This is a genomic window from Aquimarina longa SW024 (assembly GCF_001401755.1).
In the GTDB taxonomy this organism is placed as follows: Bacteria; Bacteroidota; Bacteroidia; order Flavobacteriales; family Flavobacteriaceae; genus Aquimarina; species Aquimarina longa.
The window spans coordinates 300,740-323,570 of record NZ_KQ474102.1 but is presented as its reverse complement, the minus strand read 5'-3'; the positions used below and the strand labels follow the sequence as shown (position 1 = coordinate 323,570).

Sequence of the window (22,831 nt, the reverse complement as noted above, 5' to 3'; positions counted from 1 at the left end):
TTATAATTAATATGAGCTGGTTTTTTACAGAGAAAGCCGTTAGGTGCGTTTAGATAATTAGTATATAAATGATTTATAGTTCTAAATAAAGAAATTAGTAGTAAAACTTATGCATAAAATTGATTTCTATTCTTATAAGGAGGTATGAGTTTTTAACAAAAAATCGTACTTTTGTCAATTCCACAGTTAGGATATACTTACTATGATTGATAAATTGAATATTGTAAAGCAACGGTTTGACGAGGTGACTGATTTAATCATTCAGCCAGATATCATTGCAGATCAAAAAAAATACATACAACTTAATAAAGAATACAAAGATCTTAAAGCTCTTATGGACGAAAGAGAGCGTTATATAGAACTTACAGATAATTTAAAAGAAGCAGAAGAAATTTTGGCAGATGGTAGTGATACCGAGATGGTGGAAATGGCTAAAATGCAATTAGAAGAAGCAAAAGAAGAGCTACCAGCTTTAGAAGAGAAGATTCGTTTTATGCTAGTGCCTAAAGATCCAGAAGATGCTAAAAATTGTGTAGTAGAGATTAGAGCAGGGGCAGGAGGAGATGAAGCTAGTATTTTTGCCGGAGACCTATTTAGAATGTATACTAAATTTTGTGAAAGTAAAGGGTGGAGTACTAGTGTAGTGGATCTTAATGAAGGAACTAGTGGAGGATATAAAGAAATTATATTCGAAGTTAATGGAGAAGATGTATATGGTACCCTAAAGTTTGAAGCAGGGGTACATCGTGTACAACGTGTTCCACAAACCGAAACCCAAGGACGTGTACATACCAGTGCAGCTTCAGTAATTGTATTGCCAGAAGCAGAAGAGTTTGATGTAGAATTAGATATGACAGAGGTAAGGATAGAAAGAACAACTTCTACAGGACCAGGAGGACAGTCTGTAAATACTACATATTCTGCTATTAAACTGCATCATGAGCCTACAGGGATGATAGTAAGTTGCCAAGACCAGAAATCATCGCATAAAAACCTCGAAAAAGCATTAAAAGTATTACGTTCTCGATTGTATGAAATGGAACTTGCTAAAAAACAAGCAGCAGATTCAGAAAAACGTAAGAGTATGGTGTCATCAGGAGATCGTTCTGCTAAGATTAGAACTTATAACTATCCACAAGGTAGGGTAACCGAACACCGTATCGGATTAACATTATATGATCTAGGAAATATTATAGATGGAGATATTCATAAAATTATTGAAGAACTTCAGTTAGTAGCCAATACAGAAAAACTAAAAGAATCTAACGAGATATTTTAAAAAAAATACATATAAATTTTACAAAAAAGTCCATAGATCTTATTATCTATGGACTTTTTTAGTTTTCTATGGATTCTGGCTACCTCAATAATATTGAGCTTGTCTCCACATAGTTGTTAATTATAGTAATTGTTTGTAGTATTTAATTATAGATATAGGAGAATGTTCTATTCTTAGAAATAGTATTCTTTAAAAGTTCTAATGTCTATCCATCCTTGTTTTCCGTCTTTAACAATTCTGTAGAATGATGAGGTTTTTCGTTCAAAAACCTCAAAAGTAGTAGATATATGGTTAGGATAAATACCTATTAAATTGTCTTTATAAAGGTATATCAATCCATTATTAGAATCCATTTGAATCCTATCATATACTAAGGGTAATACCTCTTGAAGCATAACAGATCCTTTTTTTAGAAAAGATATAGGTACTATAGCAATAGGTTCGAATATAGTATCGCCTGTTGTTTCATCAATAAAATAATCAGGTTTTTCTTTTGCCTTTTTAGGAGGATATGTCGCTTGATCAATAGTATAAGAATAAATGCCACTTTTTCCTTCTTTTGTAATTTTAATAAGATGAGGAGACTTGTTATAAGAACTATTAATGCTTTCTGAAATATAATTTTTAGTAGTAATAAAACTGAGTTTCTCTATAGGGTAAGGAATTCCTTTTAAATCTAGAATAGTTTCTGTTCTAATTTCTCCAAAATCACCAAATGATAATAGAATAGTATGCTTTTTTGATTCTTTATTGTAGCTTAGCGTATATCGCTTAGAGTATACATTTCCACAAGCAAAAAGATCTAATTTTGGGAAATTATTAATTTTAGTAATAGTATTATCATAATACTGGGGTCCTTGTGTAGTCAAAACTTCTAATCCGTCTCTGATAAAATAAACTTGCTTAGCATTTGGTATTTTTAGCGCTTCGAGATTATAGTTTTTGTAAATATAAAAAGAGTCTTTTTGTATTGCTTTTATAAAATGAGCATTTTTTAGGATGGTATCACATGCTCTTTGTAGTACATCTCTTCCTTTTGGGTCGACTAATCTATATGTATTTCCTTCTTTCTGAAGGCTGTAATAATATTCGCTATAAGAGTCTTCGTAATTACCTTGATTAGCCTTAAATGATAAAGGGTGTAAAGTGCTTTGAGAATATACTTTTTGACTATAGATTGTTAAAAAGATTACTAGAAATGTTAGTTTAAAAAAAAGTAATTTCCTCATTTTAGTTTTATAGATTATAGATAAAAAATAGAAAAGATCAAATTATAAGCACTATAATTGATCTCCCCTATTTGTAATAGAAATATAAAAAATGATTTATAAAAGTTTTAAATCGAATCTTCTTTTTTATTCATTGATCGTACTACAAAATATATACCAGTAGCTACAAAAGGGATACTCAGCCATTGCCCAGTTGATAGTATTCCTAAAGCGTTCTCAAAACCTCCTTGACTTGTTTTAACATATTCTACAATAAAGCGTACCGTAAATATTAAAATTAGATACATCCCAAAAAGAAATCCGCTATTATTTCGTTTATCAGTTTTCCAATAGATGAACCATAGCGCAATAGATACAAATATATATCCAAAGGCTTCATACAATTGTGCTGGGTGACGATAAGGTATAGCTTCTAATATGTTAGAGAATTCAGGTTTTGATATTATTGCAGCATATGCTTCGTTTACATTTTTTATACTCGTTTCTGCCATTGCCTGAGATTTTGAAATTCCGGCTCTAATGAATTTTACTCCAAAAAGAGAGTCTCCAGACTCTTTACCAATAATTTCTGAATTAAAGAAATTACCCAATCGTACAAATATTCCTCCAAAAGCAGCAGGAATAGTAACTCTATCCAGAACCCATAATGGATGCTTATGGACTATTTTTTTAGAATAATAATACATAGCGATTATAAAAGCTACAGCCGCACCATGACTCGCTAATCCCTGAAAACCTATAAACTCAAACGTAGGTTTAAACCTAAAAGGTAAAAGAATCTCTAGTAAATTATTTTTGTAATAAGCCCAGTCATAAAAGAAAACATGTCCCAATCTAGCACCTAATAATGTGCCTATGACTGCATATATAAATATAGAATCTAGTTTCTCCATAGAGATGTTCTCTCTGATGTAGATTTTTTTCATTAGATACCATCCTAATGTAAAGGCAACTACAAACATTAAACTGTAAAAACGAATGATAAAAAAGCCTAAGTCTATCCCTTCTACAGGACTCCATATAATTTTAGAAAGTATCATGTATGAATTTTATTTTTCTGAAAGTAAATATAGGTATTTAAACTAAATCCAAGGTAACTCATGCCTATTTCAAATCAGTATATTATGTTAATAATTTAGTTACTTCTTAGACTAACTATTTAGTCTATATTGTTATGATTGTTGTTTTTAAACTCTGTTTTTCAATTTTTATTTTTAAATACGGTCTTACTCATTATCTGTATCCGGAACAGGGTCATAACCACTGCCTCCCCATGGGTGACAGCTAAAAATCCGCTTTATAGATAGAAATCCTCCTTTAAAAATTCCATGTTTTTGTAACGCCTCTAATGTATAATGAGAACATGTAGGTTGATATCGACAAGTAGCAGGGGTTAGTGGTGATATTACTTTCTGATATAATTTTATTAAAATTATAAAAGGAAATATTAAAATCTGCTTTATAGTCGTTTTAGAAATCAACATAATTTAGTTTAATGAAAAACTGGTTCCTTCGCGTCCATCCTTTAGCTGAATACCTATAGCTAATAATTCGTCTCTGATCTTATCACTAGTTGCAAAATCTTTATTCGCTCTTGCTTCTGCTCTTAGATTAATTAATAATTCTACTGTACCAGAAAGTTTACCACTAATATCTGATGAGGTTTCATTTATATTTACTAATCCAAGTACATCAAATACAAAGGCATGCATTGTCTGCTGTAATAGTTCTAAATCTGTTTTAGAAATAGTAGAGTTTTGCTCTTTTACCGTATTGATAAATTTAACAGCATCAAATAGCTTAGCTATTAAGATAGGGCTATTAAAATCGTCATTCATAGCATTGTAGCATTCTTGTTTCCATGCAGAAACATTAAATCCTTTTGTGTCAGCACTCGTAGTTAGATTGTCAATAGTTTGGATAGCGTCAATAAGTTTATAAAAACCTTTTTCTGAAGCTTCTAATGCATCATTAGAAAAATCGAGAACACTTCGATAATGTGCCTGAAGCATAAAAAAACGAACTATGGAAGCATCAAATGGTTTCTCTAGGAAATTATTATTACCAGAGAATAATTCATCAGGAGAAATGGTATTTCCTGTAGATTTAGACATTTTTTTACCATTAAGTGTTAGCATATTGGCATGCATCCAGTAATTTACAGGTGTTTGACCACAGGCAGCTTCTCCTTGCGCGATTTCACACTCATGATGAGGAAATTTTAAGTCCATTCCACCACCATGGATGTCGAAACGCTCGCCAAGATATTTAGTACTCATTGCAGTACACTCTAGATGCCAACCAGGGAAACCATCACTCCAAGGAGATGGCCAGCGCATAATGTGCTGCGGTTCTGCTTTTTTCCATAGTGCAAAATCCTGAGGATTTTTCTTGTCACTCTGCGCAGATAACTCACGAGTATTAGCGATCATATCTTCGAGATTACGACCACTTAGTTTTCCGTAATGATTTGTTTTGTTAAATTTTTGAACATCAAAATATACAGAACCATTAGACTCATAAGCAAAACCATTATCTATAATAGTTTTGATGATTTCTATTTGCTCTACAATATGACCTGTAGCAGTAGGCTCTATACTAGGAGCAATAGCATTAAACTTAGACATCACCTGATGAAAATCTAAAGTGTATCGCTGTACAATTTCCATAGGCTCTAATTGTTCTAAACGTGCTTTTTTTGCTACTTTATCCTCTCCCTCTTCTGCATCATTCTCTAGATGCCCAGCATCCGTAATGTTTCTTACATAACGGACTTTATATTCTAAATGTTTTAAATATCTAAATACTAAATCAAATGATATAAATGTGCGACAATTCCCTAAATGTACATTGCTATATACCGTTGGTCCACATACGTACATACCAATACTACCTTCTGTAATAGATGTGAATGTTTCTTTCTCTCCGGAAATAGAGTTGTAAATTTGTAATTTCTGAGTTTGATACAATGGGATTGTTGCCATAATGTAAAAATGATGCTTATAATTTATGTTGAAAAAATTAGAAAGTGGTGTCTAGCTTTATATAATCTAAAAACTCTCTTCGGACAGAATTATCTTTAAATTTACCACCAAATTCACTAGTAACGGTGCTGCTTTCGATATCTCTGATTCCTCTAGAATTGACACATAGGTGTTTTGCATCAATAACACATGCAACATCTTTAGTCCCTAGAATCTCTTGAAGATCTTGAACAATCTGCATAGTCATACGTTCTTGTACCTGAGGGCGCTTAGCATAATAATCAACGATACGATTCATTTTTGATAATCCTACTACAGTACCATTAGAAATATAGGCTACATGAGCTCTACCGACTATAGGAAGTAAATGGTGTTCGCAGGTAGAATATACTGTAATGTTTTTTTCTACGAGCATCTCTCCATACTTATAACTATTCTCAAATGTAGATGCATTTGGTTTTTTATCAGGATGAAGTCCTGAAAAAATTTCATTTACAAACATTTTGGCAACACGTTGGGGAGTACCACTTAGACTATCATCAGTTAGATCTAACCCTAAAGTTTCCATAATATGTTTAACATCTTCTTTAATCAAAGCAATTTTTTCAGAATCACTAAGTTTAAAGGCATCTTTTCTAAGAGGATTAGTAGCGCTAGTAGCTACATGATTATCACCTAGCGCTTCAATAGCTTCAAGGGCCTTGTCAATTTTCACACGTCAATTTTTTATAATTCAATTCATTAAAACTTCAAAAAAACAATAAATTAAAACGAATTTTACGTACTAAAACTCTTTGTTTTATTGTTTATAAAGAACATAAATAGAAGAATGATTGTAAATACTTCTATAATATAGCTTGCAAAGATACAATTTTGTTGTTTTACTTAGTAAAAGCTATGTTAAACAATTTAATATAAGAATTCTTAAAGAAGTTATGTATATTTAAATCCCAAATTGAACTTTAATACATAAAGAACTAGATTTAAACGTTTTATGAAAATGGCAACAGTATTACCAAAAATTTCGCTGCTTTTTTGGATTATTTTATTTAAAAGCACCTTTTTTTACGCTCAAGATTTTGATGTAGCTTGTAGGAGAGCCCAACCATTTTGCTCTGATGCTTCTTTAGAATTAACTTTTCCTAATGTAACGAGTGATGTAGATGGCTTAGGAGAAATAGGGTGTTTAAATACAACTCCTAATCCAGCTTGGTATTTTATTAGAATTGATCAATCAGGAGAACTAATTTTTGATATTCAGCAATGGGTGGATGGTAATGAGAATAATACTTTGGATAGGGGAGAACGACAGTTAGATGTAGATTTTATTGCTTGGGGACCTTTTACAACCTCTTATATAAACTGTGATGTGCTCTCTACAGGATGCGATAATAATGGTGATGGAGATAATATACGTGCTGTAGAATGCTTTAATAACGTAGATGTTCCTTCATATTATATAGATAATCTAGATAATACAAATATAGTAGATTGTAGTTATGCCAGAACACCAGACGATAATGTTTTTATAGAAACTTTTACGATACCTAATGCTCAATCAGAAGAATACTATATTATTTTGATTACTAATTTTGCTAATGAATCAGGAGTAATACAATTGCAGCAAACGAATCTCGATGCACCTAATGCAGGGACTACGGATTGTAGTATTTTAGAACCAGGTGTTGGACCAGATGTAGCTACATGCGGAGAGTTTCCTGTTACAATAGAAGGAAGGTTTCCTAGAGCAGTTACATATCAATGGGCAAGAGCAGATGTCGGAACTACCAATTTTGTAAATGTTTCAGGACCTCCAGGAACAATACCGTACTTAGAGGTTACTACAGAGGGAGTATATCGATTAAGTGGTTTTGATGGAGCAGGGACTGAGGTTGCTGACTCTCCGGATGATTTAGTGGTATTAGATGTTTCTGATGCTGTAGTTTCTGTAGGATATACTGTCGGAGAAGAATCTTTTGCTGGTAGCTATACAATTACTGCAAGTGTAGCGGCAACTTCTGAAATTGAAGGAGCAGGATTTGATAATTTTGAGTATAGATTGGATCGAGATTTAGGTGGAGGTTTTATAGAGTATAGACCTTTTCAATCTTCTCCAATATTTTCTAACGTCCCTCCAGGAGATTATTTTATTAGAGCTAGATATGCAAATTGTCCTATTAGCGAAGAAATTTCTGATGTGATTGTAATATTAGGGTATCCTAAATACTTTACACCTAATGGAGATGGTTTTCATGATACTTGGAATCTCATAAATATAGAGAATCAACCTACGGCACAAATTTATATTTTTGATAGATACGGTAAACTGATAAAGCAATTAGCACCAGGTGGCTTAGGTTGGGATGGAACATATAATGGTAAAAATATGCCATCTTCAGATTATTGGTTTAGAGTAGAGTTTAATGAACCCAGAGATCCAAACATGCGTAGAAGAACCTTTGCAGGTAATTTTTCTTTGATACGGTAATATGGTACAGAGCATTTTTATAGAAAGATGTTTTTTTTGTAAAAGTTAATTTTATCACGTAGTAATTTAAATTGGAAGTGTATCGGTTAAAAGGAGGATGTATTTGTGAGAATACTTACTAACCTTAGTTGTTTGAATATAGATTTGGGGATCTTGTTACATCTGGTACATTATTTGTTATGTGAAATATGAAATTGTTTCTTTATGTTTCAATATTTCTAAATAAAACTGAGCAATGATTCTTATCCTTGCATTTTTATTTTTTGGTTGTAAACATAAGAGATTCAATTCTCCTTACAGTAGCTTCATATAAAAACGGATATTAAATAAAGGATATTATGAGAAAAATTATGCCTATTGATCGGGTTAATGAATTGATCTCGATTGGAAAAAATAAAATGTATAATCCTGGGGAATATTTCATTCGAGAAGGAGAAGTACCAAGAAAATTAGCTTTTGTAAATTCGGGACTTTTTCGATATGCATATATTAATAATAAGGGAGGGGAGTATACAAAAGGAATTATTATGGAATCTAATTTTATTGCGTCATATTCAGCAATGATATCTAAGTCATCGTCACATTTTTTTATAGAAGCTTTAGAAAAATCAGAAATCCTTGAAATAAGTTATGAACATTGGTTGCAATTGAGAGAAAATAATCCATTTTGGGATAAGTTTTTGATCAAATTGTTAGAAAAAGCATTCTGTATCAAAGAAAAAAGAGAAAGAGAATTTTTACTACTTAATGCAGAGACAAGATACTTCAATTTTTTAGAAGAGTACCCTGATTTAGAAAGTAGAGTAAAGCAAAATATTGTAGCCTCATATTTGGGTATTCAACCTGAATCTTTGAGCAGGATAAGAAAAAAAGCAAACTTAACATAGGTTAATTTCTAGAGATGTAAAGCAAATTACTTTTGTAATAACATAATTATAAAAGTAAATAAAATGAGTTTTTTAAATAATAAGGTGCTTATAACAGGAGGAAGTTCTGGGATAGGTTTAGAGTTAGGTAAACAACTGCTTAAGAAAAAAAATAAAGTGATCATCTGTGGTAGTACAGAAGAAAAATTACTTGAAGCTAAAAGGAGTAACCCCGAGTTTGAAATATTTCAATGTGATTTGTCTGATGAAAAACAATGTTTTGATTTGACTACTTGGGTACAAGAAAACCATAGTGACTTAAATGTTTTGATTAATAATGCTGCGATTGTTCATGTAACTCCATTTATAGAAGGAGACGATGTTTTAAAAAAAGCAGATTTAGAAATGCAAGTCAATTTTTTTGCTCCCTTACGACTTACAAAATATTTATATCCTATCTTAAATAAAAATAATAATCCAATAATCATAAATGTTACTACAGGACTGGTTTATGCGCCAAAAGCTGCTTATTCTTTTTATAATGCAACAAAAGCAGCATTGCATTCTTTTACACAAGTTCTTAGAATTCAATTAGGTAAAAGTAATATTAAAGTAGTGGAAGTACTGTTCCCAGCAGTAGACACTCCTTGGCATAAGGGAAATGCTCCAAAGATTGCTATTTCTACACAAACAGCAGTTTACGAAATGATTAAAGGATTAGAAGAAGGAAAAACAGAAATAAAAGTTTCAAAAGTAAAATTATTATATATGTTATCTAGAATATTTCCAAAGCTTGCGCTAAAAAAGATAAATAATTTGTAATACTATTTATATCATGAATTTATTCAATATATCATTGTATAAGATGTGTACGTATAATGAAATGAAAACCTCCTCAATGCAGTGTTTGTTTACTGTATTGAGTGTAGGTTATTATTTCTCCAATTTTGGAAGCTAATCGTCCTACCATGTTGATTAACTTTAGCCTTTTTTATATTTTCAGACTTTGATATAATAACTCCTGTTATAGCATCAATGCGAAGGAATTTAAGTTTATTATGATCATTTATAGCAATTTTTTTAGTTCCAATGACTACCCAATTACCATTCGGAAGACTATAAATAAGTAATCTAAGGTTATTTTTCTTAATAGAATTTTCAAATTCGTTTTTAAAACTACTAGTTAGACCATCATACAAGATATAAAAACTAGAGGGTACTACATACTACATAGCTTTTTTAGTAATAGTTTCTTTAATTTCTTGATCTGTCATGTGGTTTTAATAACAATCAAATAAAAAATTAATAGATATTAGAAGTTCATTCCAAGAGAGAACGTAATATTTTTAATAGAATTATCAATTAAAGTTCCATTATTGAAGGCGGAGTTAGGGAAAAATTGTTCAGTGATCTCTTGTTCGGTATAATCATATGTAATGTCAAATCTAAATTTACCAAAGTTATATCCAGTACCAATTGAATAGCCTGTTTTGTTTCCGGCAATTAAATCATTCTTATATGGGCTTTCTTCAAAACTATAGCCAGCTCTCATACTCCAATTTTCAAACCTCCATTCAGTACCGATTTTGATACTAGAAACTCCTTGAAGATTTGTTTTTATATCTTTATTGATAGCAGAGAAATCATTTCCTTTATCAGAACTTAATTTAGTGGTAGAGTAATCCTTATAGGAATAATCGATACTTATTAACCCTTGTTGATCAAATAATAAACCAATACTTCCTGTCACTTTTATTGGAGTACGTAATTTATATTCGGGAAAAATATTAACTACATTTGGATTGACTACTGCTCTCCCATTACTATCACTAAGTGTTTTTAATCGCTGAACAGTCTCTTCTTTTAGATAATACCAAGTTGGAGATTCGAAAGAAGCACCTAACCGAACCATATTAGATACCTTTGCAATTCCTCCGACTTGTAGAGATAATCCTGTACCTACAGTAGACAATTTATTAGTAAATATAACCTCATTGATATCACTCCCTGTGTTATTATTTCCTTCAAAAAACTCTGTAGTTTTATCATAATTAATAAAGTGTGAGTTTAGGTTTAAACCAGCATAAAATCGTTGATTGATTTGAATCCCTCCATTTAACGTAAGTTTTCCATTTAATCCAGTACTGTTTTTATAATATTCATGATCAAAAACACCAGAAGCAATATTAGAAATATAGGAAGTGCTGTTGAGGTCGTCAGGATCACTTGATTCTATGATGAAACTTTCATATCCTAAGAATGCTTGTTGAGTACCATAACTTTCAGTTTCTCCTAAGAAACCGTAAAGGTTATCAATAGATTCTCCGGCTCTTCTAGAAATTAGGTTTAAGGGAAGTCCTTGTGCTTCAGTAAGAAAAAAACGGTCTATTGAGTTTGGGCTACGACCAGAGGCAAAAAGTTTATTTTTAGCATCAGTAGTTTGATCGTAAGTTATCCCATATGAAATTTTATTTATTCCAGAAGTAGTATTGTTTTGATTGTTAAGAATAAAAACAGCTCCAATTTGGTTAAAATTCATATTTCTAGAATCACGATTAGTAGTAGTACCAAAATAACCAGCATCGTTACTAACTTTTCTAGAGGATAAGGTAATAGATCCATAAGAATTTAAAAAAACAGCAGACCCTGCAGGATTTATTTGTAATGCAGAAATATCTCCTCCTAAGGCTCCGAAGGCACCGCTTAGGGCTCTATAACGAGCAGTACCCAAAATATCTTGTTGTGAGTATTGTAATGCGTCATTAATATCCTGAGCGGTTAGAAAAGATACACATGATATTCCTATCAATAAGAATAGTTTTTTCATCTATTTTTTTTTGAATTTCTGAAAACTTTATGCATAATGGCTGTAAAAGCTGTTTAAACTGTTACTAAATTAGGCTTGTTTACGGTTGCTAATTTCTTCCACGGCTTCTACTTCTGCTACCACTACCACTACTTCTTGACCTACTGCTTCCTCCAGATCTAGAGTACCCACTGCTACGAGAAGAGTTACTTCTAGAATACCCAGAGTTTCTACTTCTAGAAGGGGAGTAGCTTCTACTTTTGTTTGAAGAAGAATTACTTCTGGAGTATCCAGAACTTCTGCTTCTAGAGGAGTTATTATTAGGAGTAGAGTACCCTCTGCTTCTGTTTGTAGAAGAGTTGTTTCTAGAATACTGAGAACTTCTGCTTCTAGTGGAATTATTAGAGGGAGAGTTTCCTCTACTTCTAGTATAAGAAGAATTGTTTCTGGCTCTAGTTCTAGTGCTATTCCTGTTTACAGATGTAGCTGATCGAGAGCGAGAATAGTTGTTATTTGATGAAGATCGTGTTCTTGCAGATGTACTTGCTTTTCTATTAGAGTAACCTTGTCTAGTTCTATTGCTGTTGTAGTTTGAATTTCCTCTTAATCGAGTGCTATAGTTTGAATTGTAAGATTTACGATTTCTTGTAGAATAAGCGTATGCATTTCTATGACCTCTATTATATGCTATATAACGGTTTCTTGCGTAATAAGGGTATCTATTATAATAATACGGATGCTGATATCCTGCATAATAACCATTATAGTAATAAGGAGGGCAGTAGAAATTGTTATACCAGTATGGATTATTCCATCCGATACTCCAGTTTAAGCCTTGGTAACCACCCCATCCTATGGTATTCCATCCGAATCCTATTCCCCAATACGGTCTATTCCAACCAGTATTGATAACATTAACACTAACCTCAGAAGGATTGCTTCCCCATGATGGTTGTGCCTCTTTATAGTTTAGGGTAGTAGAAGTTGTGTCTGCTATATCATAACCTTCACTAGAATAAGAATCAATATCTGTAAAAATTATATCTTCCTCAATTGCATCATCAATTTGTGCAGATTTTTCTGAAAAATAGCTAGAATAATAACTTGGTTTTTCTTTAATGCTATGTACTCTATTTTTGGTGTTTTCTTGGCCTCTTGTATTACTGTAAATACCATCATTATATGGGGTATATTCATAAGAACCACAAGATGTCAACATAAATATGGTAGCCAAAAGTAAAAATCCAGCAGATCTAACTCTTTGAAAATAATTTTTAAGTTGCATATCTTCTTATTTTATTGTTGAACGTTACAAATTTAGTTAGTTTTGCGCTAATTAAATTATATTTAACAGAGCCACAATATTTGTGCCAAACAATAGGTTATGAGCAAGAATTTAACTAAGCGTAGTGAGGATTATTCAAAATGGTATAATGAATTAGTCGTTAAGGCTGATTTAGCTGAGAATTCGGCAGTACGAGGGTGTATGGTGATTAAACCATACGGGTATGCTATTTGGGAAAAAATGCAGGCTGAATTAGACAGGAAATTTAAAGAAACGGGGCATCAAAATGCATATTTTCCATTGTTTGTTCCTAAAAGTTTGTTTGAGGCAGAAGAAAAAAATGCAGAAGGATTTGCTAAAGAGTGTGCGGTTGTTACGCATTATAGATTAAAAACTGATCCTAATGATGCTTCTAAATTGATAGTAGATCCTAATGCAAAATTAGAAGAAGAATTGATTGTACGTCCTACCTCTGAAGCTATTATATGGAATACATATAAAGGATGGATACAATCCTATCGAGATTTGCCATTATTGATTAATCAATGGGCTAATGTAGTGAGATGGGAGATGCGTACTAGATTGTTTTTACGTACTGCCGAATTTTTATGGCAAGAAGGGCATACAGCTCATGCAACAAAACAAGAGGCGATTGCAGAAACTGAACAAATGAATACGATATATGCTGATTTTGTAGAGCAATTTATGGCAATTCCTGTAGTAAAAGGTAGAAAAACAGAGAGTGAGCGTTTTGCAGGAGCAGATGATACCTATTGTATAGAGGCATTGATGCAGGATGGGAAAGCGTTACAAGCAGGGACTTCTCATTTTTTAGGACAAAATTTTGCAAAAGCTTTTGATGTAAAATTCACTTCTAAGGAAGGGAAATTGGATCATGTGTGGGCAACTTCTTGGGGAGTTTCTACTCGTCTGATGGGAGCGTTGATCATGACTCATAGTGATGATAATGGCTTGGTTTTACCTCCAAATTTAGCTCCTATTCAAGTAGTTATTGTACCTATATATAAAGGCGAAGAGCAACTTAATCAAATTTCTGAAGTAGCAAACCAACTGGTTGTTGACTTGAGGTCAAAAGGAATATCTGTTAAGTTTGATGATAGGGATACCTATAGACCTGGTGCTAAATTTGCTCAATATGAATTGCAAGGAGTTCCTCTTAGAATCGCAATAGGTCCTAAGGATTTAGAAAAAGGAACTGTAGAGCTTGCTCGTAGAGATACGTTAACAAAACAGTTTGTTTCTAAGGATGAAGTGGTAGTAACTGTTGAATCATTGCTTACTGAAATTCAAGAGAGTTTATATAAAAAAGCAACTCAGTATAGGGATGAACATATTACAAAAGTAAATTCTTTTGAAGAATTTAAAGAGGTTTTGGATAATAAAGGAGGTTTTATTTCTGCACATTGGGATGGGACTATAGAGACTGAGCAAAAGATTAAAGAGCTCACAAAAGCGACAATACGTTGTATTCCTTTTGATGCTAAAGAAGAAAATGGTAATTGTGTCTATAGTGGTAAGTCGTCTAAAATCAGAGTGTTATTTGCAAAAGCATATTAAGTTTTAGAAAAAAATAAAATAACACTTGCAACATTCAAAAATAGTTGTATTTTTGCATCCGCAATTAGGCAACCAAGGCCCGTTCGTCTATCGGCTAGGACGCCAGGTTTTCATCCTGGTAAGAGGGGTTCGATTCCCCTACGGGCTACAAATATTGAAATTAATTGCAAATTAAAAGTGAAAACTGTAGATTTGCAATCCTTGGAAAAGGAAAATGGCCCGTTCGTCTATCGGCTAGGACGCCAGGTTTTCATCCTGGTAAGAGGGGTTCGATTCCCCTACGGGCTACAAATTTTATAGTAAAAAATTTAATAGAAGAGAGATGGCAAATCATAAGTCAGCATTAAAGAGAATAAGAAGTAACGAGACAAGACGTCTTAGAAACAGATATCAACATAAGACAACACGTAATGCTATTAAGAAATTGCGTGAGTCTGATAAGAAAGAAGCGGAGGCTTTGTTTCCTACAGTTGTTTCTATGCTTGATAAATTAGCTAAAAATAATATTATTCATAAGAATAAGGCTGCTAATTTAAAGTCACAATTAACAAAATATGTAGCTGCTCTATAAACAGTACGAAACATATTTTTAGCATATAGAAGCTTTTCCTGTTATGGAAAAGCTTTTTTTGGTATATATATGTTATGCTTGATAGATGGGATCAAGACCAATAGTTGATTTTATTTACAAAGATCACATTCTTATTTCAATTCACACACAACTTTTAGGAATGATCCGAATGATCCTTTAAAAGCGCATTTAATCTCTTATTGAGGGCTTAATTCTCTGAGGCTTTCCTCGGATGATCAAAATGTTTTTTGGAAGCATGCTTCGAGAGCTAGTTCTGAAGCTTTTGATTTATGAATTAGTTAACTATTTATTTAATAAATAAGAATCAAGTAAGTGATGATTTATGGTTGTATTTATACTTCGATTAATAAGATAATTTATTCTTTTGTTAATATAGAATGATGGGTTCCGTATCTGATTTCTTTTCTCTTAGCATTGATATACCCAATCCAATCTTCTGCAGTTTTTGTTTTACGTTTTGGAGTGTAAATACTTTGTAATTGTAGAGTTGTTTTCATGATTTGTTTTTTAGTTTCTAACTTTTTTAGGACAAACAGTATGCCAAAAATGATAACGCTATAAGAATTGATAAATTTATTTTGAGCTAATAAATATTTTATTGATTGATAATCAAGTATTTGAGTTGTTTTTTTGAGGAAAGATGTTAACTCTGTGTTTTTCGGAATAGGAGGTGGGTAGAAATTGTGATAAGGCTATGTGATATTTTTTTTATTCCTTAATCTTATTTTTCTCTTCTATCCAACGAGACATAAATTCAGTACTTCGCATAGTGTGATACTGCATCATATTGCCTATAAAATTTTTAGTGCGGTATTCTGCTAGGTTGTCTTGGATCTTATGGATTTGTTTTATAAATGTAGTGGAAAATTCTTTTTTCTGAAACCGAGTGTTTATAATCCCTATTCCATTTTGTTGTGATTGTAACCATAGATTTTTATCGTTGTAAAGTCTTATGGCGGCTTTGGTGAGGGTTGATGGGTCGTCGCTTATAAAACCATTCCAGTCAGATTCTTCATCAAGCATCCCTTCTGCTCCTATATTGGTTGTTATACTAGGAGTTCCACAAAGCATTGCTTCTGCAAGTTTACCTTTGATTCCAGCTCCAAATCGTAGAGGAGCAAGGCAAACACGTGCTTGAGACATGACTCTTTTAGCATCTTTAGTCCATCCTTTAATAAAGAAACCTTCTTTTGGGTTGTGTAATTGAGTAGCTTTAGGAGGGGGATAAGCACCATAGACGTGTAGCTCTGCTTCTGGGAGCTCTTTTTTTATTTGTGGCCATATAGTCTCTTTGAGATATAAAATGCTATTCCAGTTAGGTTCGTGTCGAAAATTTCCTATAGTAATGAAATGTTTTCTATCGTCATAATTCGGCCAATTCTTTTTTGATTCTGTGGTGATAGGGCTAAATAAAAAAGGTAAATAGTATAATAGATCCGGATCTATTTTGAAAGTTTCAATAAGTAATTGTATTTCAAAATCAGAGATTATTAGTGATAGATCACATCGATAGATGCTAGCAATTTCTCTTTTAGTAATGTTAGTATTTAAGAGATTTTTGATTTCGAATTGCTCTTTGTTTTTAAAGCTTTCTTCCCTTGATTTTCTAAGGCAGTGTAGGTCTTCTGTATTTAATATTTTTAATGCGTTAGGGCAGTGTTTGGTTACTCTCCATCCAAATTGTTCTTCTATCATGAATCGATCAAAAACGACTATGTTAGGTTGTTTTTTTATAATGAAATTGTCAAAGCTGGAGTTATTGAGGGTTATGATTTCTTTGCTTATGTTTCTATCATCAAGATTAGTCATATGCTCTGTTTCTGCTGCAGGGCTAGCAAAGGTAACTTTCCAGTTTTGAGATATAAATAGTTTTATGAGTTGCAGCATTCGACTGCCAGCTGCAGAGGAATTAGGTTCTGGCCAAACAAAGCCTATGATGAGTATGTGTTGCATTTGTTTCATAAAATCAAAAAAGCCTCAGCAAAACTGAGGCTATATATTATTTGATTATCTTTTTATTATAATTTAGAAAAAAGAGCATTCATTTTTTCTTTTTCTTCTCTTGCAAGTTCTTGATCTACTAGAATTCTGCCACTATGTTCGTCGGTAATGATTTTCTTTCGAGAAGCAATTTCCATTTGTACTTGTGGTGGTATGGTAAAGAATGATCCTCCTGATGCTCCACGCTCAATAGGGACAACAGCAAGGCCATTTTTTACATTATTTCGAATTCTTTTATATGCATTAATCAAACGATCTTCAATTTCTTTCTGGAAATCCAAAGATTTAGCTAATAAAGCTTCTTCTTCCTTTTCTGTTTCTGCTAAGATAGAATCTAATTCTCCTTTTTTATGAGCAAGGTGCTCATTGCGTTCAGCAAGTTTGCTTTTGGTTTGATTAATAATTTCATTTTTCTGAATAATCTGAGCTTTGTGCTCTTTGATATGTTTTTCAGCTAATTGAATTTCTAACTCCTGAAATTCGATTTCTTTACTTAGGGAGTTATACTCACGGTTATTACGAACATTTTTTTGTTGCTCTCCGTATTTCTTGATTAATGATTTAGCTTCTTCGATTAGGTTTTTCTTGCTCTTCGTACCTTCGTCGATTGTATCAAGATCATTGTTTAACTTTTCTAATCTTTTGTTTAATCCGGCTACTTCATCTTCAAGATCTTCAACCTCTAAAGGTAGTTCCCCGCGTACGTTTTTGATCTCATCAACTCTAGAGTCAATTAATTGCAAGTCATATAAAGCTCTTAATTTTTGCTCAACAGTAACTTCTTTCTTTGCCATATTTTATATGTATTGAATGGGATTGGTATTTTTATCCGATAAAATGATTGCAAAATTACTGATTTTTTTTCTAAGATAACTAACAATTAGGTTTTTTGTGTATTGTTCGCTTTCATAATGACCAATATCAGCAAGTATGAACTTGTTTTCTGCTTTGTAAAACTCATGGTATTTTAAATCCGAAGTAATAAAAATATCGGCTCCAGCATATAGTGCATTTTGTATCGCAAAACTGCCACTACCTCCTAGTACAGCTACTTTTTTTATAGGCTTGTTTAGTAATGCTGAGTGTCGTATACATCCTGTTTTAAAAATACTTTTGATGTATTTTAAAAAATCAATTTCCTTCATAGATTCTGGTAATTCTCCAATCATTCCAATTCCTATGTTTTGATTTTTATTTTCTAGAGTGGTAATTTCATAAGCAACTTCTTCATAAGAATGATTTTTAAAAAGCGCTTTAAGGATATTGTTTTCACAATGTTTTGGATAGGTGACTTGGATTTGGGTTTCTTTTTCTTCATGTAATTTTCCAATAATTCCTAGAGAGGGATTTGCATTATTTAATGCTCTAAAAGTTCCTGTTCCTTCAGAAGAAAAACTACAGTTGTCATAATTACCAATGGTTCCTGCTCCTGCTTCAAAAAGTTTAGTACATAGTAATTTAGCTTCATTATTAGGGGCAAATGTAGTTAGTTTTTTAATATTCCCACTTTGTGGAATAAGAATTTTGCGTTGTAGTAATCCTAATTTTTCACACATCATATTATTTACTCCATATAGCGCATTATCTAATGCTGTATGGATGGAAAAAATTGCAATGTCATTTTTTATAGCTTTCATGACTACTCGTTCTACATAAGTATTACCATTAAACTTTTTTATTCCTTTAAATATGATTGGATGGAAACTAACGATTAAATTACAGTTATTTTCTATAGCTTCATCAAGGATGTTTTCTAGTGTATCTAGTGTTACAAGGATTCCTGTTACTTTAGTTTCAGAGTTTCCAACTAATAAGCCAACATTGTCAAAATCTTCTGCGTATGCTGTTGGAGCTAAAGCTTCAAGATGCTGTATAACTTCTTTTATTTGCATAATAATATCTTTTTTTAATAAAAATTGAATGTAAAAAAAGTTTTACCAATAATCTAAAGTTTCGTTTTATACTTTTGTGAGGTCAATATATTTAAAATTTTAATCGTGTGAATGTACTACGAAAAATACTTCTGCCTTTTGTTCCATTTTATTACTTGGTTACTTGGTTGCGAAATAAACTATATGATATAGGAGTTAAGAAATCTACGGTTTATGATTTTCCAGTACTTGTTGTTGGGAATCTTAGTGTTGGAGGAACAGGGAAATCACCGATGGTAGAATACTTAATTACATTACTTAGAGATAAAATAACATTAGCTACTCTTAGTAGAGGATATAAAAGAGAGACAAAAGGTTTTCTGTTAGTTAGACCTGATGCTAAGGTTAGACAGGTAGGTGATGAGCCTCTTCAATTTAAAAAAAAATTTTCTGATGTTATTGTAGCTGTAGATGCAGACCGACGTAATGGAATTGCTACTTTACGATCTTTAACTCCGCAACCAGAGGTTATTATATTGGACGATGCTTATCAACATCGTAAGGTAAAGGCTGGGTTTTATATTTTACTTACTCCATATTATGACCTCTACTGTGATGATATAGTGTTGCCTACGGGTAATTTAAGAGAGCCAAGAAGAGGAGCTGAACGAGCGGATATTATAGTGGTTACTAAATGTCCTAGTCAATTATCTATTGAGGAAAGAAAAAAAATAGAATATAAGTTAGCTGTAAAACCTAATCAGGATTTGTTTTTTACTACTATTAATTATGGCGACAATATTATGAATGTTTCTGAGGCTAGATCAGTTAGTTCTTTGAAGAATATTCATTTTACTCTAGTTACAGGTATCGCTAATCCAACTCCTTTGGTAGAATATTATACTGCTTTAGGACTAAAGTTTGATCATATTAATTTTTCTGATCATCATAATTTTACAGATACTGAATTGATAAAATTAAGTGCTCTGGAATTTATAGTGACTACAGAAAAAGATTATGTTAGGTTGTCTTCGAGTATTTCTGAAAAGAAATTATGGTATCAGCCAATAGAGATTAAGTTTATTGAGAATAGCGATTTTTTTGATGTTAAGATATTAGAATTTATGAATAGTATTATATAATTTTTGGTGTTCATTTATATAAGATTTTAAATTAGGGATATTAAGATTAGTACGTTTTACCCCTTTTTTTTGGATTAATTTCTTGATAGGTCTAAAATATACGTATTGTTTGAGAAGTGGTTATCTTAGAAGAAAAAGAGAAGATTTCATAGTAGTGTTATTGTAAGGAGAATGCTTCCTAGGGTTTAGAGTAGTGGTTATTTTGTGAGGTATATCCTAGTATATTAGTTTATTCGTTGATTTTTAGTTTAAAAAAACTAATATAGTTAATGATTATGAAAAAAGAAATAATCTATACAAGTAACGTTTGTATATATCCAATCAACAAAGTGGGGGGGACTTGTAATATAGTCTTAGCTCTAAAATTATTTAGATAGAAAGTGTGTTTTGCTTTTACGCTTGTATGTGGTTTTAACTAAAAAGAAAGCTATAATAGGGGGGAGATATTTTTTTGTAAGATTTTTATTTCAGTTTTTTTGCTAAAAATTAAACAGTAGCTTGTTTTTTTACTAATGCTTTATGGAGTTTTGTAAAAAACTCCTCTGTTTTATAGGGCTTAGGTATTATGTCGTTAAAACCATTATCATAGAACTCATCCAAATTATCATCTAGAGTAACTGCTGTTAATGCAATAATAGGGATTTCGGTGTTGAATTCTCTAATTTGTTTGGTGGCTTGTATTCCACTAATTCCTGGCATATGAATATCCATAAGAATTAGATCAAAAGAATTTTCTTTTGTTTTATTTATTGCAATATTTCCATTATCGGCTACATCGCAATTTATTCTATTTTTTTCTAAAATTTTTCGTGTAATTAGTTGATTGATTTTATTGTCTTCTACTATCAATACATGTTTGTCAACCATTACGCTGTAATCTATTTTTTTAGCTTCTTCAGCATAGTCAGTACTTTTATCTTCAAAGATTTCAAACGTAAGATTAAACATAAATTTGGATCCTTTACCTAATTTACTTTCTAAGTTGATTTCACTTCCCATTAAGGATAATAGATTTTTTACAATTGATAGTCCTAATCCTGTACCTCCAAATTTTCTGTTAATCTGTACAGATCCTTGTGTAAAATTCTCAAAAATACTTTGCTGTTTCTTTTCTGATATTCCTACTCCATTGTCTTCAATTTCAAAATTAAGAGCTATTTTGTTTTCAACTTGGCTAATGGGGCTTACACGTATCCAGATATCTCCATTTTGAGTGAATTTTATAGAGTTTCCAATAAGATTAATTAAAATTTGTGATATTTTTAATGGATCACCTTTTAATTTAGGAGGTATGGATTCATCAAACTCATAATGTAAATTGTTATCCCTGTCTTTTGCAGATTTACCTAAGGCAATTAGTACATCATTAATTCTTTTTTTGAGATTGAATGAGGTGTTTTCTACTTCGACTTTATTGGCTTCTAGTTTATTGAGATCTAGTATGTTATTGATTAATGATAAAAGATACTCTCCAGAGAACTTAAGTGAATTAAGATGCTCTTTTTGATTGGGCGTAGGGCTTTCTTCAAGTAATAAATGAGTTAGTCCTGTGACAGCATATAATGGTGTCCTTAGTTCGTGAGTTATTGTAGACAGAAATTGTACTTTGGCTTCGCTTGCTCTTTCTGCATTTTCTTTGGCTAAAATAAGTTCTGTATTTTTGTTTTGTAATAATTCATTTGCTCTAGCTCTTAAATTATTATTTTTATATAAAGAAAGAGTTAAAAGTGATAATATGGTTATTAATGCGATACTTAATATAGTAGTTAGGCGTCCTAATTTTAAAGATCTTTGTTGTTGAATGTTTTCTTCGGTTAATTCTTCAATTAGAACATTGTTTTCGTTTAGACTTAATTTTGCGCCAGCCTCTTGAGCTATAATTTCTTTATTGGTGTTAAATAAGGAGTCTTTTATTTTTTCATGAGCTCTTAAATTACGGAGAGAGGAGAAGTAATCTTCTTTTTTTTCATATATCTGGCTATATAATTCATAGCACTCTGAGCGTATTTCAGAATATCCCATATCCTGACCAATCTGCATGGCTAAATCATTAGTTTTTTTTGCATCAACAGGCTGATTGAGTAATAATTGTGCTCTAGCTTTATTGGTATATAATTGTGCTTTAAAATAATATTGATCAAGTGAACTGATAATGGGAAGTCCACTATCAAAATGTTGTATGGCTAATTCAGGTTGATTTTGGGCAAGCGCTAAAATACCAAGATTTAATTTTATATGCCCTTCTTGAGATTTAATTTTATTTTTTTTTGCTAGTATAAGTGCTGTTTCTAGTGATTGTAATGCTGCTTTATATTTTTTAAGTCTGATATATATTGATCCATAAATAGTATATGAAGAAGCAAGCATAATTTCATCTTTCCCTTCATTTTGAATTGCTATTGCATCAAGAATTTGTTCTTCAGCTTTTTTTAGATCACCTAGTTCTATATATAACTTAGCAAGTATCATATTAGTTCTTGCGATATAGATTTTGTCTTGTTTTTGTAAGGCAAGTTCTTTTGCATTAATAATATTAGAAAGTGCAAGTTCTAATTTTGCTTGATCAATGGATTGAGAGGCATTAATTAAATAATGTTCTATAGAGTCTTTTAATTGTTTGTTTTCTAGATCTTTAGTTGTTTGTGAGACACCAAAAAAATAACAAACTAATAAAAGTATAACTGTAAAGTATTTGAATTGGGTTGGCATT

General features: G+C 31.8%; 20 protein-coding genes and 2 tRNA genes. 9 read left to right on the top strand and 13 right to left on the bottom strand.

All coding sequences use genetic code 11. The annotated features are described in order from the left end of the window. Positions 1 to 202 precede the first annotated feature (202 nt). Positions 203 to 1,279, top strand: a complete 1,077-nt coding sequence (prfA, locus tag N456_RS17540) for a peptide chain release factor 1 (protein ID WP_062060015.1) — start codon at positions 203 to 205, stop codon at positions 1,277 to 1,279. A 173-nt stretch (positions 1,280 to 1,452) separates the two neighbouring features. On the opposite strand, the gene N456_RS17535 is transcribed toward prfA, so the two are convergent. The 5 genes from N456_RS17535 to folE form a co-directional block, all read right to left on the bottom strand. Next, positions 1,453 to 2,508 carry a hypothetical protein gene (locus N456_RS17535; protein WP_062060013.1) on the bottom strand — a complete coding sequence of 352 codons (1,056 nt, stop codon included), beginning with the start codon at positions 2,506 to 2,508 and terminating at the stop codon, positions 1,453 to 1,455. 107 nt (positions 2,509 to 2,615) lie between these two features. After that, positions 2,616 to 3,548, bottom strand: a complete 933-nt coding sequence (gene lgt / locus N456_RS17530; protein ID WP_062060011.1) for a prolipoprotein diacylglyceryl transferase — start codon at positions 3,546 to 3,548, stop codon at positions 2,616 to 2,618. A 186-nt stretch (positions 3,549 to 3,734) separates the two neighbouring features. After that, positions 3,735 to 3,992, bottom strand: coding sequence for a membrane protein insertion efficiency factor YidD (gene yidD / locus N456_RS17525; protein WP_205410283.1), 258 nt, complete (start codon positions 3,990 to 3,992; stop codon positions 3,735 to 3,737). 3 nt (positions 3,993 to 3,995) lie between these two features. Next, on the bottom strand, positions 3,996 to 5,483 hold the full coding sequence (gene cysS, locus N456_RS17520) for a cysteine--tRNA ligase (protein WP_062060100.1): 1,488 nt from the start codon (positions 5,481 to 5,483) through the stop codon (positions 3,996 to 3,998). A 46-nt stretch (positions 5,484 to 5,529) separates the two neighbouring features. Then, positions 5,530 to 6,207, bottom strand: a complete 678-nt coding sequence (folE, locus tag N456_RS17515) for a GTP cyclohydrolase I FolE (protein ID WP_062060010.1) — start codon at positions 6,205 to 6,207, stop codon at positions 5,530 to 5,532. Positions 6,208 to 6,492: 285 nt separating this feature from the next. Here folE and N456_RS17510 point away from each other — a divergent pair, with 285 nt between their 5' ends. The 3 genes from N456_RS17510 to N456_RS17500 all read left to right on the top strand — a co-directional run bounded on the left by N456_RS17510 (position 6,493) and on the right by N456_RS17500 (position 9,668). After that, a complete protein-coding gene (locus tag N456_RS17510; protein ID WP_062060008.1) occupies positions 6,493 to 7,980 on the top strand; it encodes a T9SS type B sorting domain-containing protein in 1,488 nt (495 codons plus the stop codon). A 338-nt stretch (positions 7,981 to 8,318) separates the two neighbouring features. Then, the gene (locus tag N456_RS17505; RefSeq protein ID WP_062060006.1) at positions 8,319 to 8,867 is read left to right on the top strand and encodes a Crp/Fnr family transcriptional regulator; all 549 of its coding nucleotides are present in this window, start codon (positions 8,319 to 8,321) and stop codon (positions 8,865 to 8,867) included. Positions 8,868 to 8,930: 63 nt separating this feature from the next. Next, positions 8,931 to 9,668, top strand: coding sequence for an SDR family oxidoreductase (locus N456_RS17500; RefSeq protein ID WP_062060004.1), 738 nt, complete (start codon positions 8,931 to 8,933; stop codon positions 9,666 to 9,668). A gap of 89 nt (positions 9,669 to 9,757) precedes the next feature. On the opposite strand, the gene N456_RS24895 is transcribed toward N456_RS17500, so the two are convergent. From N456_RS24895 to N456_RS17485, 3 genes are all read right to left on the bottom strand, one after another. After that, positions 9,758 to 10,045 carry a hypothetical protein gene (locus tag N456_RS24895; RefSeq protein ID WP_062060002.1) on the bottom strand — a complete coding sequence of 96 codons (288 nt, stop codon included), beginning with the start codon at positions 10,043 to 10,045 and terminating at the stop codon, positions 9,758 to 9,760. A 113-nt stretch (positions 10,046 to 10,158) separates the two neighbouring features. Next, positions 10,159 to 11,673, bottom strand: coding sequence for an OmpP1/FadL family transporter (locus tag N456_RS17490; protein WP_062060000.1), 1,515 nt, complete (start codon positions 11,671 to 11,673; stop codon positions 10,159 to 10,161). 88 nt (positions 11,674 to 11,761) lie between these two features. Next, positions 11,762 to 12,937 (bottom strand): hypothetical protein, encoded by a 1,176-nt coding sequence (locus N456_RS17485; protein WP_062059998.1) that lies wholly within the window; start codon positions 12,935 to 12,937, stop codon positions 11,762 to 11,764. A 99-nt stretch (positions 12,938 to 13,036) separates the two neighbouring features. Between N456_RS17485 and proS the strand changes: the two genes are divergently transcribed. From proS to rpsT, 4 genes are all read left to right on the top strand, one after another. After that, on the top strand, positions 13,037 to 14,515 hold the full coding sequence (gene proS, locus N456_RS17480) for a proline--tRNA ligase (RefSeq protein WP_062059996.1): 1,479 nt from the start codon (positions 13,037 to 13,039) through the stop codon (positions 14,513 to 14,515). 76 nt (positions 14,516 to 14,591) lie between these two features. Continuing rightward, positions 14,592 to 14,663: transfer RNA gene (locus N456_RS17475), tRNA-Glu, on the top strand. A gap of 68 nt (positions 14,664 to 14,731) precedes the next feature. Then, positions 14,732 to 14,803: transfer RNA gene (locus N456_RS17470), tRNA-Glu, on the top strand. A 34-nt stretch (positions 14,804 to 14,837) separates the two neighbouring features. Then, a complete protein-coding gene (gene rpsT, locus N456_RS17465; RefSeq protein ID WP_062059995.1) occupies positions 14,838 to 15,086 on the top strand; it encodes a 30S ribosomal protein S20 in 249 nt (82 codons plus the stop codon). A 377-nt stretch (positions 15,087 to 15,463) separates the two neighbouring features. Here the strand turns inward: rpsT and N456_RS24580 are convergent, their stop codons facing one another. The 4 genes from N456_RS24580 to N456_RS17450 all read right to left on the bottom strand — a co-directional run bounded on the left by N456_RS24580 (position 15,464) and on the right by N456_RS17450 (position 19,000). Then, complete coding sequence (locus N456_RS24580) at positions 15,464 to 15,604, bottom strand: hypothetical protein (RefSeq protein ID WP_158447922.1); 141 nt, start codon at positions 15,602 to 15,604, stop codon at positions 15,464 to 15,466. Between the two features lie 211 nt (positions 15,605 to 15,815). Further along, a complete protein-coding gene (locus tag N456_RS17460; RefSeq protein WP_062060098.1) occupies positions 15,816 to 17,060 on the bottom strand; it encodes a glycosyltransferase in 1,245 nt (414 codons plus the stop codon). Positions 17,061 to 17,125: 65 nt separating this feature from the next. Next, on the bottom strand, positions 17,126 to 17,902 hold the full coding sequence (locus N456_RS17455) for a zinc ribbon domain-containing protein (RefSeq protein ID WP_062059993.1): 777 nt from the start codon (positions 17,900 to 17,902) through the stop codon (positions 17,126 to 17,128). 3 nt (positions 17,903 to 17,905) lie between these two features. Next, on the bottom strand, positions 17,906 to 19,000 hold the full coding sequence (locus N456_RS17450; protein ID WP_062059991.1) for a Nif3-like dinuclear metal center hexameric protein: 1,095 nt from the start codon (positions 18,998 to 19,000) through the stop codon (positions 17,906 to 17,908). A 107-nt stretch (positions 19,001 to 19,107) separates the two neighbouring features. On the opposite strand from N456_RS17450, the gene lpxK reads away from it, so the two are divergent. Beyond that, positions 19,108 to 20,121 (top strand): tetraacyldisaccharide 4'-kinase, encoded by a 1,014-nt coding sequence (gene lpxK, locus N456_RS17445; protein ID WP_062059989.1) that lies wholly within the window; start codon positions 19,108 to 19,110, stop codon positions 20,119 to 20,121. 486 nt (positions 20,122 to 20,607) lie between these two features. Here lpxK and N456_RS17440 read toward each other — a convergent pair whose 3' ends face one another. Further along, positions 20,608 to 22,830 carry a tetratricopeptide repeat-containing hybrid sensor histidine kinase/response regulator gene (locus N456_RS17440; RefSeq protein WP_062059987.1) on the bottom strand — a complete coding sequence of 741 codons (2,223 nt, stop codon included), beginning with the start codon at positions 22,828 to 22,830 and terminating at the stop codon, positions 20,608 to 20,610. Between the last annotated feature and the right edge of the window lies 1 nt (position 22,831).

What these genes read in the sequence shown, in the direction of transcription:
- N456_RS24580 (WP_158447922.1), bottom strand. Translation starts at nt 15,604, where the DNA reads ATGAAAACAACTCTACAATTACAAAGTATTTACACTCCAAAACGTAAA.
- prfA (WP_062060015.1), top strand. Translation starts at nt 203, where the DNA reads ATGATTGATAAATTGAATATTGTAAAGCAACGGTTTGACGAGGTGACT.
- N456_RS17510 (WP_062060008.1), top strand. Translation starts at nt 6,493, where the DNA reads ATGGCAACAGTATTACCAAAAATTTCGCTGCTTTTTTGGATTATTTTA.
- N456_RS17455 (WP_062059993.1), bottom strand. Translation starts at nt 17,902, where the DNA reads ATGGCAAAGAAAGAAGTTACTGTTGAGCAAAAATTAAGAGCTTTATAT.
- rpsT (WP_062059995.1), top strand. Translation starts at nt 14,838, where the DNA reads ATGGCAAATCATAAGTCAGCATTAAAGAGAATAAGAAGTAACGAGACA.
- N456_RS17500 (WP_062060004.1), top strand. Translation starts at nt 8,931, where the DNA reads ATGAGTTTTTTAAATAATAAGGTGCTTATAACAGGAGGAAGTTCTGGG.
- yidD (WP_205410283.1), bottom strand. Translation starts at nt 3,992, where the DNA reads ATGTTGATTTCTAAAACGACTATAAAGCAGATTTTAATATTTCCTTTT.
- N456_RS17460 (WP_062060098.1), bottom strand. Translation starts at nt 17,060, where the DNA reads ATGCAACACATACTCATCATAGGCTTTGTTTGGCCAGAACCTAATTCC.
- N456_RS17490 (WP_062060000.1), bottom strand. Translation starts at nt 11,673, where the DNA reads ATGAAAAAACTATTCTTATTGATAGGAATATCATGTGTATCTTTTCTA.
- N456_RS17440 (WP_062059987.1), bottom strand. Translation starts at nt 22,830, where the DNA reads ATGCCAACCCAATTCAAATACTTTACAGTTATACTTTTATTAGTTTGT.
- lgt (WP_062060011.1), bottom strand. Translation starts at nt 3,548, where the DNA reads ATGATACTTTCTAAAATTATATGGAGTCCTGTAGAAGGGATAGACTTA.
- proS (WP_062059996.1), top strand. Translation starts at nt 13,037, where the DNA reads ATGAGCAAGAATTTAACTAAGCGTAGTGAGGATTATTCAAAATGGTAT.
- N456_RS17505 (WP_062060006.1), top strand. Translation starts at nt 8,319, where the DNA reads ATGAGAAAAATTATGCCTATTGATCGGGTTAATGAATTGATCTCGATT.
- N456_RS17450 (WP_062059991.1), bottom strand. Translation starts at nt 19,000, where the DNA reads ATGCAAATAAAAGAAGTTATACAGCATCTTGAAGCTTTAGCTCCAACA.
- N456_RS17485 (WP_062059998.1), bottom strand. Translation starts at nt 12,937, where the DNA reads ATGCAACTTAAAAATTATTTTCAAAGAGTTAGATCTGCTGGATTTTTA.
- N456_RS17535 (WP_062060013.1), bottom strand. Translation starts at nt 2,508, where the DNA reads ATGAGGAAATTACTTTTTTTTAAACTAACATTTCTAGTAATCTTTTTA.